Annotated in this window: 12 protein-coding genes; all 12 read right to left on the bottom strand. The window is 53.6% G+C overall.

Features of this window, described 5'->3' with window-relative positions; translation table 11 throughout:
* Positions 1-306: 306 nt before the first annotated feature.
* A complete protein-coding gene (gene aspS, locus DW089_RS04500) occupies positions 307-2,100 on the bottom strand; it encodes an aspartate--tRNA ligase (protein ID WP_105327214.1) in 1,794 nt (597 codons plus the stop codon).
* A 17-nt stretch (positions 2,101-2,117) separates the two neighbouring features.
* Positions 2,118-3,368: a histidine--tRNA ligase gene (gene hisS, locus DW089_RS04495; protein ID WP_118286854.1), complete on the bottom strand. Its 1,251-nt coding sequence runs from the start codon at positions 3,366-3,368 to the stop codon at positions 2,118-2,120.
* A 91-nt stretch (positions 3,369-3,459) separates the two neighbouring features.
* Complete coding sequence (locus DW089_RS04490; protein ID WP_105327212.1) at positions 3,460-4,542, bottom strand: AI-2E family transporter; 1,083 nt, start codon at positions 4,540-4,542, stop codon at positions 3,460-3,462.
* 18 nt (positions 4,543-4,560) lie between these two features.
* Entirely contained in the window at positions 4,561-5,184 is a 624-nt protein-coding gene (locus DW089_RS04485) for an MBL fold metallo-hydrolase (protein ID WP_105327211.1), read from the bottom strand.
* Between the two features lie 9 nt (positions 5,185-5,193).
* Entirely contained in the window at positions 5,194-5,643 is a 450-nt protein-coding gene (dtd, locus tag DW089_RS04480; protein ID WP_118286853.1) for a D-aminoacyl-tRNA deacylase, read from the bottom strand.
* A 1-nt stretch (position 5,644) separates the two neighbouring features.
* A complete protein-coding gene (locus DW089_RS04475; protein ID WP_118286852.1) occupies positions 5,645-7,867 on the bottom strand; it encodes a bifunctional (p)ppGpp synthetase/guanosine-3',5'-bis(diphosphate) 3'-pyrophosphohydrolase in 2,223 nt (740 codons plus the stop codon).
* 4 nt (positions 7,868-7,871) lie between these two features.
* Entirely contained in the window at positions 7,872-10,217 is a 2,346-nt protein-coding gene (gene recJ / locus DW089_RS04470) for a single-stranded-DNA-specific exonuclease RecJ (RefSeq protein ID WP_105327208.1), read from the bottom strand.
* An 8-nt stretch (positions 10,218-10,225) separates the two neighbouring features.
* Positions 10,226-10,600 carry a lipopolysaccharide assembly LapA domain-containing protein gene (locus DW089_RS04465; RefSeq protein WP_105327207.1) on the bottom strand — a complete coding sequence of 125 codons (375 nt, stop codon included), beginning with the start codon at positions 10,598-10,600 and terminating at the stop codon, positions 10,226-10,228.
* Between the two features lie 53 nt (positions 10,601-10,653).
* Positions 10,654-11,595 (bottom strand): D-2-hydroxyacid dehydrogenase, encoded by a 942-nt coding sequence (locus DW089_RS04460; protein ID WP_105327206.1) that lies wholly within the window; start codon positions 11,593-11,595, stop codon positions 10,654-10,656.
* A 268-nt stretch (positions 11,596-11,863) separates the two neighbouring features.
* Positions 11,864-12,193, bottom strand: coding sequence for a hypothetical protein (locus DW089_RS04455; RefSeq protein WP_105327204.1), 330 nt, complete (start codon positions 12,191-12,193; stop codon positions 11,864-11,866).
* A gap of 157 nt (positions 12,194-12,350) precedes the next feature.
* Positions 12,351-13,238: a protein translocase subunit SecF gene (gene secF / locus DW089_RS04450; protein WP_105327203.1), complete on the bottom strand. Its 888-nt coding sequence runs from the start codon at positions 13,236-13,238 to the stop codon at positions 12,351-12,353.
* Entirely contained in the window at positions 13,235-14,473 is a 1,239-nt protein-coding gene (gene secD, locus DW089_RS04445) for a protein translocase subunit SecD (protein ID WP_105327202.1), read from the bottom strand. Before secD ends, secF begins: the two co-directional genes overlap by 4 nt.
* Between the last annotated feature and the right edge of the window lie 5 nt (positions 14,474-14,478).

The raw sequence follows: 14,478 nt of genomic DNA, 5'->3' as shown, positions 1-14,478 counted from the left end.
CACCAGCTTTTTTCCAGGATTTTAGGAAGGGAAAGTTTCCCCTCCCTAAGCTATAGCTTGCTTATAAAGGTTTTCAGGTAAGTGCTCGGAACAAGAATTCCTATGTACTTCTGCCTGTACTTTTTCAATCTATAGTGTACCATATTCGCCGGGATTATAGCAAAATTTCTTTATTTTGTACTACTTGTTTTTCCTGTATGTAAAATTTCCGTAAAGTATTCTTTTCCCAAAGAAATTTTATAAGGGCTGTGATTTCCCAGAGAATGCAAAATGAGACTGTACACAAGCGTACACAGTCTCAAAATTTTATTTCTTGTCTTCTTCTTTTTTCACCACAGTGCTGCGGATATGCAGTTCACGCATCTGCTTATCTTCAACTACGTTAGGTGCCTGACACATCAGGTCCATAGCGCTCTGGGTCTTGGGGAAGGCGATAACGTCACGAATGGACGGGCGTTTGGCCATCAGCATCACCAGCCGGTCCAGACCGAAGGCCAGACCACCATGGGGAGGTGCACCATATTCAAAGGCCGTCATCAGGAAGCCAAATTTTTCACGGGCTTGTTCGTCCGTCAGGCCGATGGCTTCAAAGACCTTCTTCTGTACATCTTCTCTGTGGATACGGATGGAACCGCCGCCGATTTCCACGCCGTTCAGGACCATATCGTAGGCCTTGGCATACACGTGGGCAGGATCGGTAAGCAACTTATCCAGGTCTTCATCGCAGGGAGCGGTGAACGGATGGTGCATAGCCACATAGCGATGTTCTTCTTCGCTGTATTCGAACATGGGGAACTTCACAACCCAGGTAAAGGCCAGCTTGTTGGGATCAATCAGGCCGCGTCTCTTGGCCATTTCGATACGCAGGGCACCCAGGGCAGCAGCAACCACCAGCGGTTTCCGGTCAGCCACAAACAGCAGCACGTCGCCGTTTTCTGCTTTGCCGGCTTCCAGGATTTTCTTCATTTCTTCGTCGGAGAAGAATTTGGCAATAGGAGACTTGATGGAACCATCTTCGTTGACGATAATCCAAGCCAGGCCCTTGGCACCGTAAATGCCTACGAAGTCTACCAGACCATCCAGTTCACGTCTGGGAATGGCGCTGTAGCCTTTGACGTTGATGGCTTTTACCAGGCCGCCCTTTTCCAGGATATCCTTGAAGACCTTAAAGCTGGTGCCTTCCAGGGCAGGGTTCATGTTTACCAGAGGCATATCAAAACGCAGGTCCGGCTTATCGCTGCCGTACTTGTCCATGGCATCGTCCCAGGTCATCCGGCCAAAGGGAACCTTCAGGTCTACGTTCAGGGTTTCCTTGAAGACATAGGCAATCAGGTTTTCCGTCAGGGTCATAATGTCGTCTTCATCAATGAAGGACATTTCCATATCCAGCTGGGTAAATTCCGGCTGGCGGTCAGCACGCAGGTCTTCATCCCGGAAGCAGCGGGCAATCTGGAAATACCGTTCCATGCCGGCAATCATCAGAATCTGTTTGAACAGCTGAGGGGACTGGGGCAGAGCGTAGAATTTGCCAGGGTTAACACGGCTGGGCACCAGGTAATCCCGGGCGCCTTCCGGCGTGCTCTTGGTCAGCATAGGAGTTTCGATTTCCAGGAAATCACGGTTATCCAGGAAATCCCGGACAGCCTTGGTCACTTTGTGGCGCAGGATCAGGTTCTTCTGCATTTCCGGTCTGCGCAGGTCCAGATAGCGGTAGCGCAGCCGTACGTTTTCGTCCACGTCCACCCCATCCTGGATGTAGAAAGGAGGAGTCTTGGAAGGGTTCAATACTTCCAGATCTTTGACCACTACTTCTACTTCGCCGGTGGGCAGGTTGGCATTGACGGTTTCGGCGGAACGTTCCCGTACTACGCCGGTAACCTGCAGCACGTATTCGCTGCGGACGGCTTCAGCAGCATGGAAGTCCTTTTCGTCATGGGCCGGGTCAATGATGACCTGGACCAGACCGTACCGATCCCGCAAATCAATGAAGATAATGCCGCCGTGGTCACGGCGTTTGCTTACCCAGCCGCACAACGTTACCTGTTTGCCGGCATCTGTTTTTCTCAAGTCACCACAATGATGGCTGCGTTTTGTACTCATTCGTTTACACCTCTGGTTTATTTAAAAAATGTTTCAAGCTCAGACATTTTGACTTCGGTCTGGCTGCTGTCTGCCATGTTGCGGACAGTCACAGCACCCCGGCTCCGTTCGTCTTCCCCAAAGATCAGGGCAAATTTGGCCTGATCCCGGTTGGCCTGCTTCATCTGGGCTTTCAGGCTGTGTTCTACCAGGTTCATGTCACAGGACAGGCCTTGAGCCCGCAGCTGTTGCATTACCCGGAAGGCATCGGCTACGCCGCCTTCATCAGGAATAACGGCAAATACGTCGATGGATTCTTTGCCCACCGGCAGCAGGTTCTGTTTTTCCAGGGCCAGGAGGATTCTCTCCAGACCCATGGCAAAGCCTACGCCCGGAGTGGACGGACCGCCCAGTTCTTCTACCAGGCCGTCATACCGGCCGCCGCCGCCCACAGCACTTTGGGCACCCAGCGGGGAATATTGGATTTCGAAAGCAGTCTTGGTGTAGTAGTCCAGGCCGCGCACCAGGTTGCTGTCCACTTCGTAGTCCACACCGGCTTCGGTCAGGAGCTTCTTGACCATTTCGAAATGCTCTTTGCATTCGTCGCACAGGTGGTCGGTAATTTTGGGAGCGCCTGCCATAAACGGTTTGGCTGCATCTTCCTTGCAGTCCAAAATCCGCAGGGGGCTTCTGTCAAAGCGGTGCTGGCAGTCCTCGCACAATTCGTCCAGATGCGGACGGAAGTAGTCCTGCAGCAATTGTCTGTGCTGAGGGCGGCACTTGGGGCAGCCCACGGAGTTGATTTTCAGTTTCAGATCCTTCAGGCCGAAGCGCTGCAGCACGGTCAGGGCCAGCAGAATCACTTCTGCGTCCACCACCGGGGACTGGGAGCCCAGGGCTTCTACCCCAAACTGGTGGAATTGTCTCATCCGGCCAGCCTGAGGACGGTCATACCGGAACATGGGTCCAATGTAATAGACCTTTAACGGCATGGGTTCCGCATACAATTTGTTTTCTACAAAAGAACGGACCACGGAGGCCGTGTTTTCCGGGCGCAGCGTCAGGCTGCGGCCGCTCCGGTCGCTGAACGTGTACATTTCCTTATCCACTACGTCCGTGCCGTCGCCAATGCCTCTTTGGAAGAGTTCCGTATGTTCAAAAATCGGGGTTCTGATTTCTTGGTAGTTGAATTCCCGGCAAACTTCCCGGATAATCTGTTCTGCATACCGCCAGCCATTGATTGTGCCTGGCAAAATATCCTTGGTACCACGCGGTGCACCTGTTAACATAAAAATCCCTCCGTCCACACATTGTTTGAACTTTATAAGTGTAACACAATTTCGACCAATTTTTCAACGGCATGGGGCTAATTCTGTACTTTTATCCCTGTTTTGTTTCTGAGGGAAGTGCTGTCCCGGCCTTTTTTTCCCCTGCATGCCAGAAATACTGGTACAGTACCTTGATGATGGTCAGCACCGGCACGGCAAAAATCAAGCCGGCCACGCCGCCCAGCTGGCCGCCTACCATGACAGCCAGGATAATCAGTACAGGGTGCAGGGTAATACTGTGCCCCATCATGTTGGGCATGATAATCTGGGCATCTACCTGATAATAAACCAAATATAAGATCAATACTTTAAGGGCCAGCTGGGGATTCTGCAGCAGGGCGATAAACACCGCCGAAACTGTTCCCACCACGGACCCTACCAAGGGAATCATTTCTGTAATCATGGCCAGAAAGCCCAATACCAGGGTGTACTGGACACCCAGGATATAGTTGCCCACGGTCAGGCAGCCTGCTGCCACAAAGCACAGCTTGAACATATTGTCCACGTAGGCGCAGAGCATTTTGCCAATGTCCGAGAATACCTGGTCCGCCAGTGCCTGCTGGTCGTAGGAGAAAATCCGTACCACCATGCCCTTTAAGGTCCGCCAGTCCTTCAGGAAATAGAAGGACAGGAACGGCACCAGTACCAGGCTGACCAGGCTTTTGGCCATCTTGAAGGTGGAATTGAGCATATCCCGCAGCACGGCCATCAGGTTGGTGCTCAAGGTGCTGGTAGCCTGCTGCAGCATGTCCCGCACATTGGGCGGCAGCTGCTGGGCTCCGGACCCCAGAAACAGGGTAATGCTTTCGTTGGCCCGGGAGGCCAGAAAAGGCATGGCCTTAATCAGGGTGTTCACCTGATTGACCAGGGGCACAATCAGCACCAGGGAGGCCAGGTACAGAAACAGCCCAAACACCAGAAAGGCAATCAGCACCGAAAGGGTGTTGGGCAGGTGCCTGCCCAGGATTTCCGTGTTTTCCAGTCGGTTCACAATGGGATACAAAAGAAAGCTCAAGGCGATGGCTAGAAATACCGGAAGAAAGATACTGGCCGCCAGATAAAAGGCCAAAAAGGCCAGGACCGCAATCAGCAGCTTGCTGATCAGTCCCCGGGGTTTTCTTCCAGAACTCATCATGGAATTCATGCTCCTTTTTTATTGGAGGAACGGATTTCTGCGTCTTTCCCAGCCCACCGTCGTGCCAGGTCCGTGACCCGGCAGCAGCTTGGTGTCATCGGGCAGGGTCAGCAGCTTGGTATGGATGGAATTCAGCAGGGCATCGTAGGAACCCCCGGGCAGGTCCGTCCGGCCGATGGATTCCAGGAAGATGGTGTCCCCTACAAAGGCCACCCCGTCCGTAATGATGCAGACACCGCCCCGGGTATGGCCCGGCGTGGCCACAATCCGGAAATCCAGCCCGGCCACAGTGAGTTTTTCCTCGTCCTTAAAATAATAATCCGGGGGATCAAAGCTTTTGTTCCGGTCCGTGGAATAGGACAGGCTGCTGTTCCAGACCCTGAGCATGGGCGCATCGGCCTCGCTCATGTACACCGGAGCGCCCGTGGCTTTTTTCACTTCATCCAGGGCCGATACGTGGTCGCCGTGACCATGGGTAATGAAAATGGCTGCAATCTTGGTGATTTCCGCCTTTTTCACCGCTTCCATAATCCGGTCGCCTTCATCACCGGGATCCACAATAATGCCTTCGTTGTTTTCGTCGTTTTTGATAATATAGCAGTTTTCCTGGATGGGGCCCACCACTACGCGATAAATCTTCATCGGTTCCTCCTAAAACGTTTTACGGCTGTCCAGCAGCAGGGTAACCGGGCCGTCATTTACCAGCTCCACCTGCATATGGGCTTGGAACTGGCCGGTAGCCACCGTTACTCCCTGGCTGCGGATCAGCTCCGCTGTCTTTTCGTATAATTCCCTGGCTGCGTCCGGAAGCGCTGTCTGGGTAAAGGAAGGGCGTCTTCCGTGGCGCACATCTCCCAAAAGGGTGAATTGGCTCACCAACAGGAGGCTTCCTCCCGATTGCAGCAGGGATAGATTCATTTTATCATTTTCGTCTTCAAAAATCCTTAGTCCGGTGATTTTTTCTGCCAAATAGGCGGCATCTTTTTCGGTGTCTTCCTTTTCCACACCCAAAAGTACCATCAGGCCCGGTCCAATGGCGCTGATTTCCCGGCCTTCCACGGTAACGGACGCTCTTGTCACCCGCTGTACTACGGCTCTCATCCTACACCCCCGAAATTTTCCGCTCTACCCGAATAACGCCTTTAATCCGACGCAGCCGGCCAATCACGTAGTTGAGCTGTTCCAGACTGGTAATGTCCAGGCCCATATCCACATAGGCCGTACGGTTGGCGTCCGTATGGGCATTCAGGGAGTTGATGTTCACCTTGGTTTCGCTGGTGACCGTCATAATATTGGCCATCACCCCGGTCTGGTCCATGCAGGTCAGTCGCAGCACCACCTTGTAGGTCACATCGGTAGCCACGTTCCAGGACACTTCAATCATCCGGTCCGCGTCTTCCTTATTGGCCAGCACGTTGGGGCAGTCGGCCCGATGGACGGAAACCCCGTGGCCCCGGGTAATGTAGCCCACAATGGCGTCCCCAGGAATGGGGTTGCAGCACTTGGCCAGCTTGACCATAATGTCGTCTTCCCCTTTGACCAGGATGCCGTGGCTGCCCTTATGGGCCTTGATGGTCCGGGGCTTCAATTCGTTCAGCAGCTGGGACAGGTTCTTGGTGGTGTTCTGGCGCTGGGCCTTCTTGTAGATTTCCACCAGCTTGACCATGACGTTGTTTACCGTAAGGCCGCCGTAGCCCAGGGCTGCCAGCAGGTTTTCCTCACTGCCGTCCATATGGCTCCGGGCCGCTACTTCCTTGAGATTTTCGGAAGTCAGCATGGTATTCACGTCGTAGCCCAGGCGCCGGCATTCCCGTTCCAGCATTTCCCGGCCAGTAGCGATGTTTTCTTCCCGTCTTTCCTTTTTGAAGAACTGTTTGATCTTGTTCTTGGTCTGGCTGGAACCTACAAAGTTCAGCCAGTCCCGGCTGGGTCCCGGAGACTGCTTGGAGGTGATAATCTCCACAATATCCCCGTTTTTCAGCTTGTAGTCCAGGGGCACGATTTTTCCGTTGACCTTGGCCCCTACGCAGCTGTTGCCCACCCCGGTATGCACCCGGTAGGCAAAGTCGATGGGCACGGAGCCTTCCGGCAGGTCCAGCACGTCCCCCTGGGGCGTAAACACAAACACCTCATCGGAGAACACGTCCATTTTTACCGTGTTCACAAATTCATGGGGATCCCGCATATCCTTATGCCAATCCAGCAGCTGGCGCAGCCAGGCCATTTTGGCATCGGTACTCTTGTCGGAAGAGCTGGGCATTTTGGAGCCCCCGGATTCCTTGTAGCGCCAGTGGGCTGCCACGCCGTATTCGGAAATCTTGTGCATCTCAAAGGTGCGGATCTGGATTTCCAGGGGCTGGCCGCTGGTGGCCACCACCGTGGTGTGCAGGGACTGGTAGCCGTTGGATTTGGGCACGGCGATGTAGTCCTTGAACCGGCCGGGAATGGGTTTCCATTTGCCATGGACAATCCCCAGAACCCCGTAGCAGTCCTTTACCGTATCCACCAGCACCCGGACGGCCAAAAGGTCGTAGATTTCGTTGATGGTCTTGTTGTCCCGCTGCATCTTTTTGTAGATGCTGTAGAAGCTCTTAGGACGGCCCTGGATTTCGCAGTTGATGCCGGCTTCGCCGCACAGCTTCTTTAACTCGTCCATGGCCTCCTGGACCATGGCTTCCCGCTCATGGCGCTTTACCTTTACCTGTTCCACCAGCTCGTAGTAATGCTGGGGTTCCATGTAGCGGAAGGCCAAATCCTCCAGTTCCCACTTGATGGCATAAATGCCCAGCCGGTGGGCCAAAGGAGCGTAGATTTCCAGGGTTTCACTGGAAATCCGTTTTTGTTTATTGGGCGGCATATACTTCATGGTCCGCATATTGTGCAGCCGGTCTGCCAGTTTGATGAGCACTACCCGGATATCCTTGGCCATGGCCAAAAACATTTTCCGGTAGTTCTCCACCTGCTGTTCTTCCCGGGAGATATACTCAATCCGGCCCAATTTGGTTACGCCGTCCACCAGCATGGCCACTTCCAGGCCAAAAATGTCCTGAAGCTGTTCCATGGTCACATCCGTATCTTCCACCACATCATGGAGAAAAGCGGCTGCCAGGGTAACATCGTCCATCTGGAGCTGGGCCAGAATGGTGGCCACTCCCAGGGGATGGATAATGTACGGTTCTCCGGAGGCTCTTTTTTGCTTGGCGTGGGCTTCTGCTGCAAAGTTATAGGCTTCCCGGACAAATTCCACCTGTCTGGGAGTCAAATATTTTCCGATCATAGCATAAAATTCTTCCGCACTGACCGGCTTATCATCTAATTGTTCCACAATGTCACCTTCCTTGAGACCAGAATTCCGCAATTTCCCCGGCGGGGAGCTTCCATAAACGGTTCAGTTCCTCAAATTTTTCCCGGTACAGTTCCCGCATTTCCTGGAACCGCACGGAATCCTGCATATTTTTCCGGGTTGTCTCCCCCATGGAAAGAAGCCCCTTTTCCTGGTGCAGCAAATTGAGTTCACAAAAAACGGCAAGGACCTGGGAGCCCAGAAGGTACCCCTCCCGGGTGGTCTGCCCCAGCACCTGCTCCACCGGCAGCGCCGGCTTTTCCCGCAGCATTTCCCTAAGGGCTGCATAGCAGCGGCGCATACCGTTCAAATCCGGATACTGCCGGCGCAGCTGTTCCACCTCTGCCACCAGTTCATCCCGGTCGTAGAGCAGGTACAGCAGGGCAGGCTGGTCTGGGCCCAGGGGAAAGTCCTTGGGGTTCATCACCCGCCGGGCCCCGCTGTCGTAAAACACCACTGCCTCCGCTTCCTTGGGAAGGGGCTCCCCGTAAATCAGGACCTGGGCCTTGCCGCTGAGGGCAGCCTGGGTCTCCATATCCTGGACATATACTACCGTTTTTTTGTGTTCTTGTAAAATCCCCTGCAAAAGTGTTTTTCGGTCCGTATTGTCCTGCCGCCAGTCCAAGATGGTATAGGGGGACATAACCCCGCATACTTCTAGGTCCACCGACGTTTTGCCCCGAAAAACATTGAGACGGGGTGAAAAGGCAACCACCGCCTGTTCCCCGCCGTAAAACGTATGGTACTGGTCCCCTGCCTTCCACAGAAGACCCTTATAATTGCTTTTGCCGTGGGCCACCGTGAGTTTCAAATGGGTTTTATCCCGGCCCAGCAGCGCAACCTCCGTAATTTTTGCCTTGGCAAAGCCCAGCACAGGAGAAGGATTCCCCATGCCAAACGGTGCCAGCTGATCCAATTCTTCTACCAGGTGTTCGTCCACCGGCATTCCTTCCGGCACAAAATAATCGGGCTGGAGGGAGGGCTGGTAGGGAATGCCCTGAAGCTGCTCCTTGACGGCAGCCTGGAAAGCCTGCCGAAAGGCCGGCAATTGCCGGGTTTCCAAAGTCAGTCCCGCCGCCTGGGCGTGGCCGCCAAACTGGAGCAGGTATTCCTTGCAGCTTTGCAGTGCATTGTACAGCTGCAGAGGCGGTATGCCTCGGCAGGAGCCTTTGGCCGTTTCCCCCTGGATGGACAGCAGCACCGAAGGCAAATGGTACTTTTCCGTTATCCGGGAGGCCACAATGCCGATAACCCCTGGGTGCCACCCTTCGGCTCCCAGCACAATGCCCCATTCCGGACTGCCCAGCTGGGACAGCTGTTCTTCTGCTGCCTGGAAAATCTCCTGGCTGATGGCCTGCCGTTCCTGGTTGGCCGTATTCAGCTTCTGGGCCAGGCTTTGGGCTTTCTTAGGGTCATCGGTGGTGAGCAGCTGCACCGCTGCCATGGCGTCATCTAGCCGGCCAGCAGCGTTGATTCTGGGGCCCAGGCCAAAGCCAATGGTGCCCGCGTTGACAGCTGCGTCCGGGCTGATGGAAACGTCTAACAGCGCCTTTAGTCCCGGCAGGGACGTCTTGCGCATTTTGGCAAGCCCCCGGCGGACAATTTCCCGGTTCTCTCCCAAGAGGGGAACCATGTCCGCCACGGTACCCAGGCTCACCAGTTCTATCAGTTCGTCCCAGTATTCCTGGGTGTGGTGAAGCCGCTGGTACAGGGCCTGGCAAAGCTTTAGGGCCACCCCTACCCCGCAGATTCCCTTATTGGGATATTGGTCTCCGGGCTGGTTGGGATTTACCACTGCATAGGCCGGGGGCAATTGGGCCGGCGGCAGATGGTGGTCCGTAACAATAATGTCCATGGAACTGGGCGCCCCAGCTACTTCCTGGTACCCGCTGATGCCCGTATCCACCGTAACCAGCAAGGTAGTGCCCCCTGCCGCAAGAGTTTCCAGGGCGGTGCTGTTAAGGCCGTAGCCTTCTGTATCCCGCCGGGGAATATACACCTTGATTTTAGCCCCTTCCCCGGTGAGATAGCGATATAGCAGGGAACTGGCCGTGGTCCCGTCCACATCGTAATCCCCGTAGACCGTAATGGTTTCCTTTTGTTCCAGGGCCCTAAGAATCCGGTCCACAGCCTTGTCCATATTGAGCAGCAGGAAGGGGTCCAGGTAGGGCTGCTCCACTCCTTCCAGAAATTCCTTGATTTGATTGGGCTCCGTAATTTTCCGGCGTACCAGGATTTCCGCCAAAAGCGGCGAAATTCCTGTGTCCCGGCTGAGCTGCCGGGCCTGGTCCTGTTCCTGTTCCGGTATGGCTTCGATTTTTCTATATAGCATACAGCGTTCTAGTCCTCCGGCCGGAAGGGTCTGATAATGGGATTCTGATCCTTTTTGGGGTCATAGCCCTTTCCGGCGAAATCGGACCGGGGCACCTTGGTTTCGGTAAACCGTGGTGCGGCAGCCTGCATTTCATCCAGTTCTTCTTCCAGCTGGCGGATTTGCTCCTTATATTTTCTTTCTTTCATAAAATGACTGGTTTTGGCCTTTAAAGTCCACAGGCTGGCGATGATAAAGCCCAAAATCAAACACCCCAGGATAATCAGGGCCAAGCTCATGGTAAAGTGCCAGAACAAAAAGCTGATTTCCACCGATACGGCATTTTGAATGGCAAAAATCGCTACAGCCAGGGAAATGATTCCCATGAGAATAATATACAGCATTTACATCCCTTCCTTTCCGCCCTCAGGCAAGTCCCCACCGCACTTTCCATTGCTTACTTCTTGTAGCCGGTTTTCCGGTCCACGATGTTCTGGAGAGGCTCGCCAGCCACGTAGCGCCGCAGATTTGCTGCTTCAATGTGCACAATGTTGTCCTGGGTGGCCTGGAGATGGAAATCTCCGGCAATATGGGGCGTAATGTACATATTGGGCGTATGCCACAGGGGGTCGTCCTGGGGCAGCGGTTCCACTTCCGTTACGTCCACCGCTGCGCCGGCCAAATGACCGCTTTCTAGGGCGGCCCTAAGGTCCTTTTGGACCACGGCACTGCCCCGGCCTACGTTGATGAAATAGGCACCCTGCTTCATGGCGCCAAAAAGCTTGGCGTCATACAGGTGGGTGGTGGCAGGGGTTCCCGGCAAAACGGAAACCACAATATCGGCCCGGGCAAGCAGCTCCGGCAAATGTTCCATCAGACCCATTTCGTCGGCTTCCGCCGGTTTTTCCCCGTGACGGCGGCGCACACCGATTACGTAGGCGCCCATGGCCTTCACCAATCTGGCGTAGGCTTTGCCAATATCCCCAAAGCCAATCACCAGCACCACGGCATTCTTTAGGGAGGTAACGGTGCCTTCATCGTGCCACAGCCCTTGCTTTTGGTTATCGTAGTAACGGTAGAGTTTTTTCAGCATGGCCAAGGTAAGTGCCAGCATATGCTCAGAAAGGGCCTGACCGTAGGCACCGGTGGCATTGGTGAGCTGTACGTCTTCCGGCGTCACCCCGGGCTTGCAGTAGGCATCTGCGCCAGCGGAATTCAGCTGCAGCCAGCGCAGCTTGGGCAGCTGGTTCACCCATTCCGGACGAATATTGCCCAAAATCACTTCCGCTTCCTTTAATTTTTCCAGGTCCTTGCCATAATAAAACGCTGCTTCAGGAGCCGCCTTTTCCAATTCTGTTTTATGGTAAGCCAAAACCGGCATAGTTACTGCAATCTTCATATGCTTCACCCTTTCTCCTAATAAAAGAAAACGATTATCAATTGAATTTATTTTGCATTTTATCTATTTTATTTTACAAGATTCCGGCCCATGACTCAAATACTTGTTCCTTTGTTCGCCAAATTTCTTGTATTTATACAAATACTGATAAAAGTGTAACAAAAAATGGATATATGACAATGCATATACCCATCTTTCGGAGCCGGCTGTCCCTCCAGGGAAAACCACACCGGCTTAATTTTCTGCTGCTGCCAGGTTTGTTTCACCGCTAAAACACTTCGTCCACGTGAATCTCCAGCAGTCTGTCCATAAAGGACTTGCCGTTCAGGCAGCGTTCATTTAGCAGCTGTTCCACCATGGAAACCCCCACCGGCCACCGGATAAATGGCGCCTTATCGATGGAATGGTCCGGACTGATGGGGATTCTGCACAGCCAAACCAAATGGGGCTTGAACTGGTACATCACCAGGTCCCCGTATAAAGAGTCGCTCTGTACCGGCTGGATAATATATTGGTTGCCGTTCAGGGAAAATACTGCTTCATGTCCTCTAGATAATAAACAGATGAGTTCATCAAGTTCAATTCCCAAATATCCCATTTTTGCTCCGACCTCCTAGTACTTGGCAACAAAGTTCTCTTTATATAATACCATAGAAGCGGCCGATGAAAAATAGTCTTTTCTGAGAAAACTCTCCTGCCCCAGGGAAAACAAAACGGATGCACCCGAAGGCACATCCGCTTAGGGAGCCTGAAACTCAGGCCGCTTTTTTCAATTTTTTCCGCAGGAACAGCCACATGGTCCCGGACAGGAAAGTAGAGGTATAGAAACCGCTGGAGAAGCCCACCAGCATGGCGAAGGAGAAGTTGTGGATGGTTTCCCCGCCAAACAGGAAGATGGCTACTACAGCAAACAGGGTGGTCAGGGTGGTGTAGATGGACCGGGTCATGGTCTGCCAAATACTGTTATCCACCATATCTTCCATACTTTCATTCCGTCTGTGGGTATGCAGGTTTTCCCGGATACGGTCGAAAATAACGATGGTACCGTTAACGGAATAGCCTACTACCGTCAGCAGGGCTGCTACAAAGGAAGAATCGATTTCCAGATGCAGCAGGGAGAAGTAGCTCAAGGTCACCATAACGTCGATAATCAGGGCGATGATGGCTGCCAGGGCAAAGCGCAGTTCAAAACGGAAGGTAATATAGGCAATCATCAGCACCCAGCTGAGTACCACCGCGCCAATGGCCTGTTTGACCAGGTCGTTGCCCACCGTAGCGCCTACGTTCTCCACCTTCAGCACTTGGTTTTCTCCCAGCTTGGCGGTCAGGTCGTCCATAACGGCCTTACGCTGGCTGTCGCTGATAAGGCCGGTGCGGATCAGCACGGATTCACTGGTTTCCGTATTCTGGCCGTTGGTTCCCAGCTGGATAATGCTGCTGCCCAAATCATGGTCATCCAACACCGTCCGGACCTGGGAAGTGGAAACCGGCTGGGCAAACTTCAAATCAATGATGCTGCCGCCGGTAAAGTCGATGCCCAGGTTAAAACCCCGGGTAAACATGGAAACAATACCAACAATCAACACAATGGCCGTCAGAGAGAAGAAGATTTTGGCATGTTTTACAATGGAAAACTTTTTCATTGTGCCGCCTCCTCTTTTTTCTTCGGTGCCTTGGCACCAAATACGGCAGGATTCTTGGTGAATTCACTGCCCACCAGTGCCTTCAGGATAAATTTGGTTACGGTAATGGCCGTAAACATACTGATCAAGGTACCTAGTGCCAGGGTAACGGCAAAGCCTCTTACAGGACCGGTACCCAAATAGAACAGCACAGCAGCTGCCATCAGGGTGGTCACGTTGGAGTCGAAGATGGTCACAAAGGCCCGGGAGAAACCGGCATTGAGCGCAGCCCGGAGGGTCTTGCCCGACGCGATTTCTTCCTTAAACCTTTCAAAGATCAGCACGTTGGCATCTACGGCCATACCAATGGACAGGATGATACCGGCAATGCCCGGCAGGGTCAGGGTTGCATTAAGCCCCTTCATCACGGCCAGCAGCAGCAGGGTATAGAGCAGCAGCACAATGTCGGCTACCAGTCCGGACAGCCGATAGTACAGCAACATGAACAAGAATACGCCGGCCAGGCCAATGGCAAAGGCCTTGACGCTGGCATCCTTGGAATCCTGGCCCAGGGTAGGTCCTACGGTCCGGTTTTCCACGATTTCCAGTTTCACCGGCAGGGAGCCGCTGCGCAGCAAGATGGCCAGATGTTCTGCTTCCTGGGCATCCTTGGAGCCGGTAATCTGGGCGTTGCCGCCGGTAATGGGTTCATTGACCCGGGGAGCCGTCAGCACTTCCCCGTCTAACAAAATGGCAATCTGTTTGCCTACATTGGCCGCCGTCAGTTCACCGAACTTTTTGGCGCCCTCGTCATTGAACTGAAGGGTAACCACAGGCTGACCGCTTTGGTCTACGCTGGCTTTGGAATCCTTCAGATCCTTACCGGTAAGCACCGTGTTGCCATTCATGTCCTTAAATTCCAGCATGGCCGTACGGCCCAGCATGGCAATGGCTTTTTCAGGATCCTTGACCCCGGGGAGTTCCACAATAATCCGGTCCCGGCCCTGACGCTGGATTACCGGTTCGGTAAGACCCAGTTCATTGACCCGGCGTTCAATGATTTTGATGGAACGGTTGATGGCATCATCGTCCACCTTGGACTCCGGTGTATCCTGGGCCTGCAAAACCACGTGGGTGCCGCCCTGCAAATCCAGGCCCTGTTTTACCGTACTAGCCAGCGGCTTGATGAATACGGCAAAAGAAATCAAAATGGCCAGCACCGAAATCAGCAGCTTGGCCCGATTTTTACCCTTCAAGATGA

The sequence above is a fragment of the Acidaminococcus sp. AM05-11 genome (assembly GCF_003472805.1).
Taxonomy (GTDB): Bacteria; Bacillota; Negativicutes; order Acidaminococcales; family Acidaminococcaceae; genus Acidaminococcus; species Acidaminococcus hominis.
This window is presented reverse-complemented; position numbering and strand designations above follow the sequence as displayed.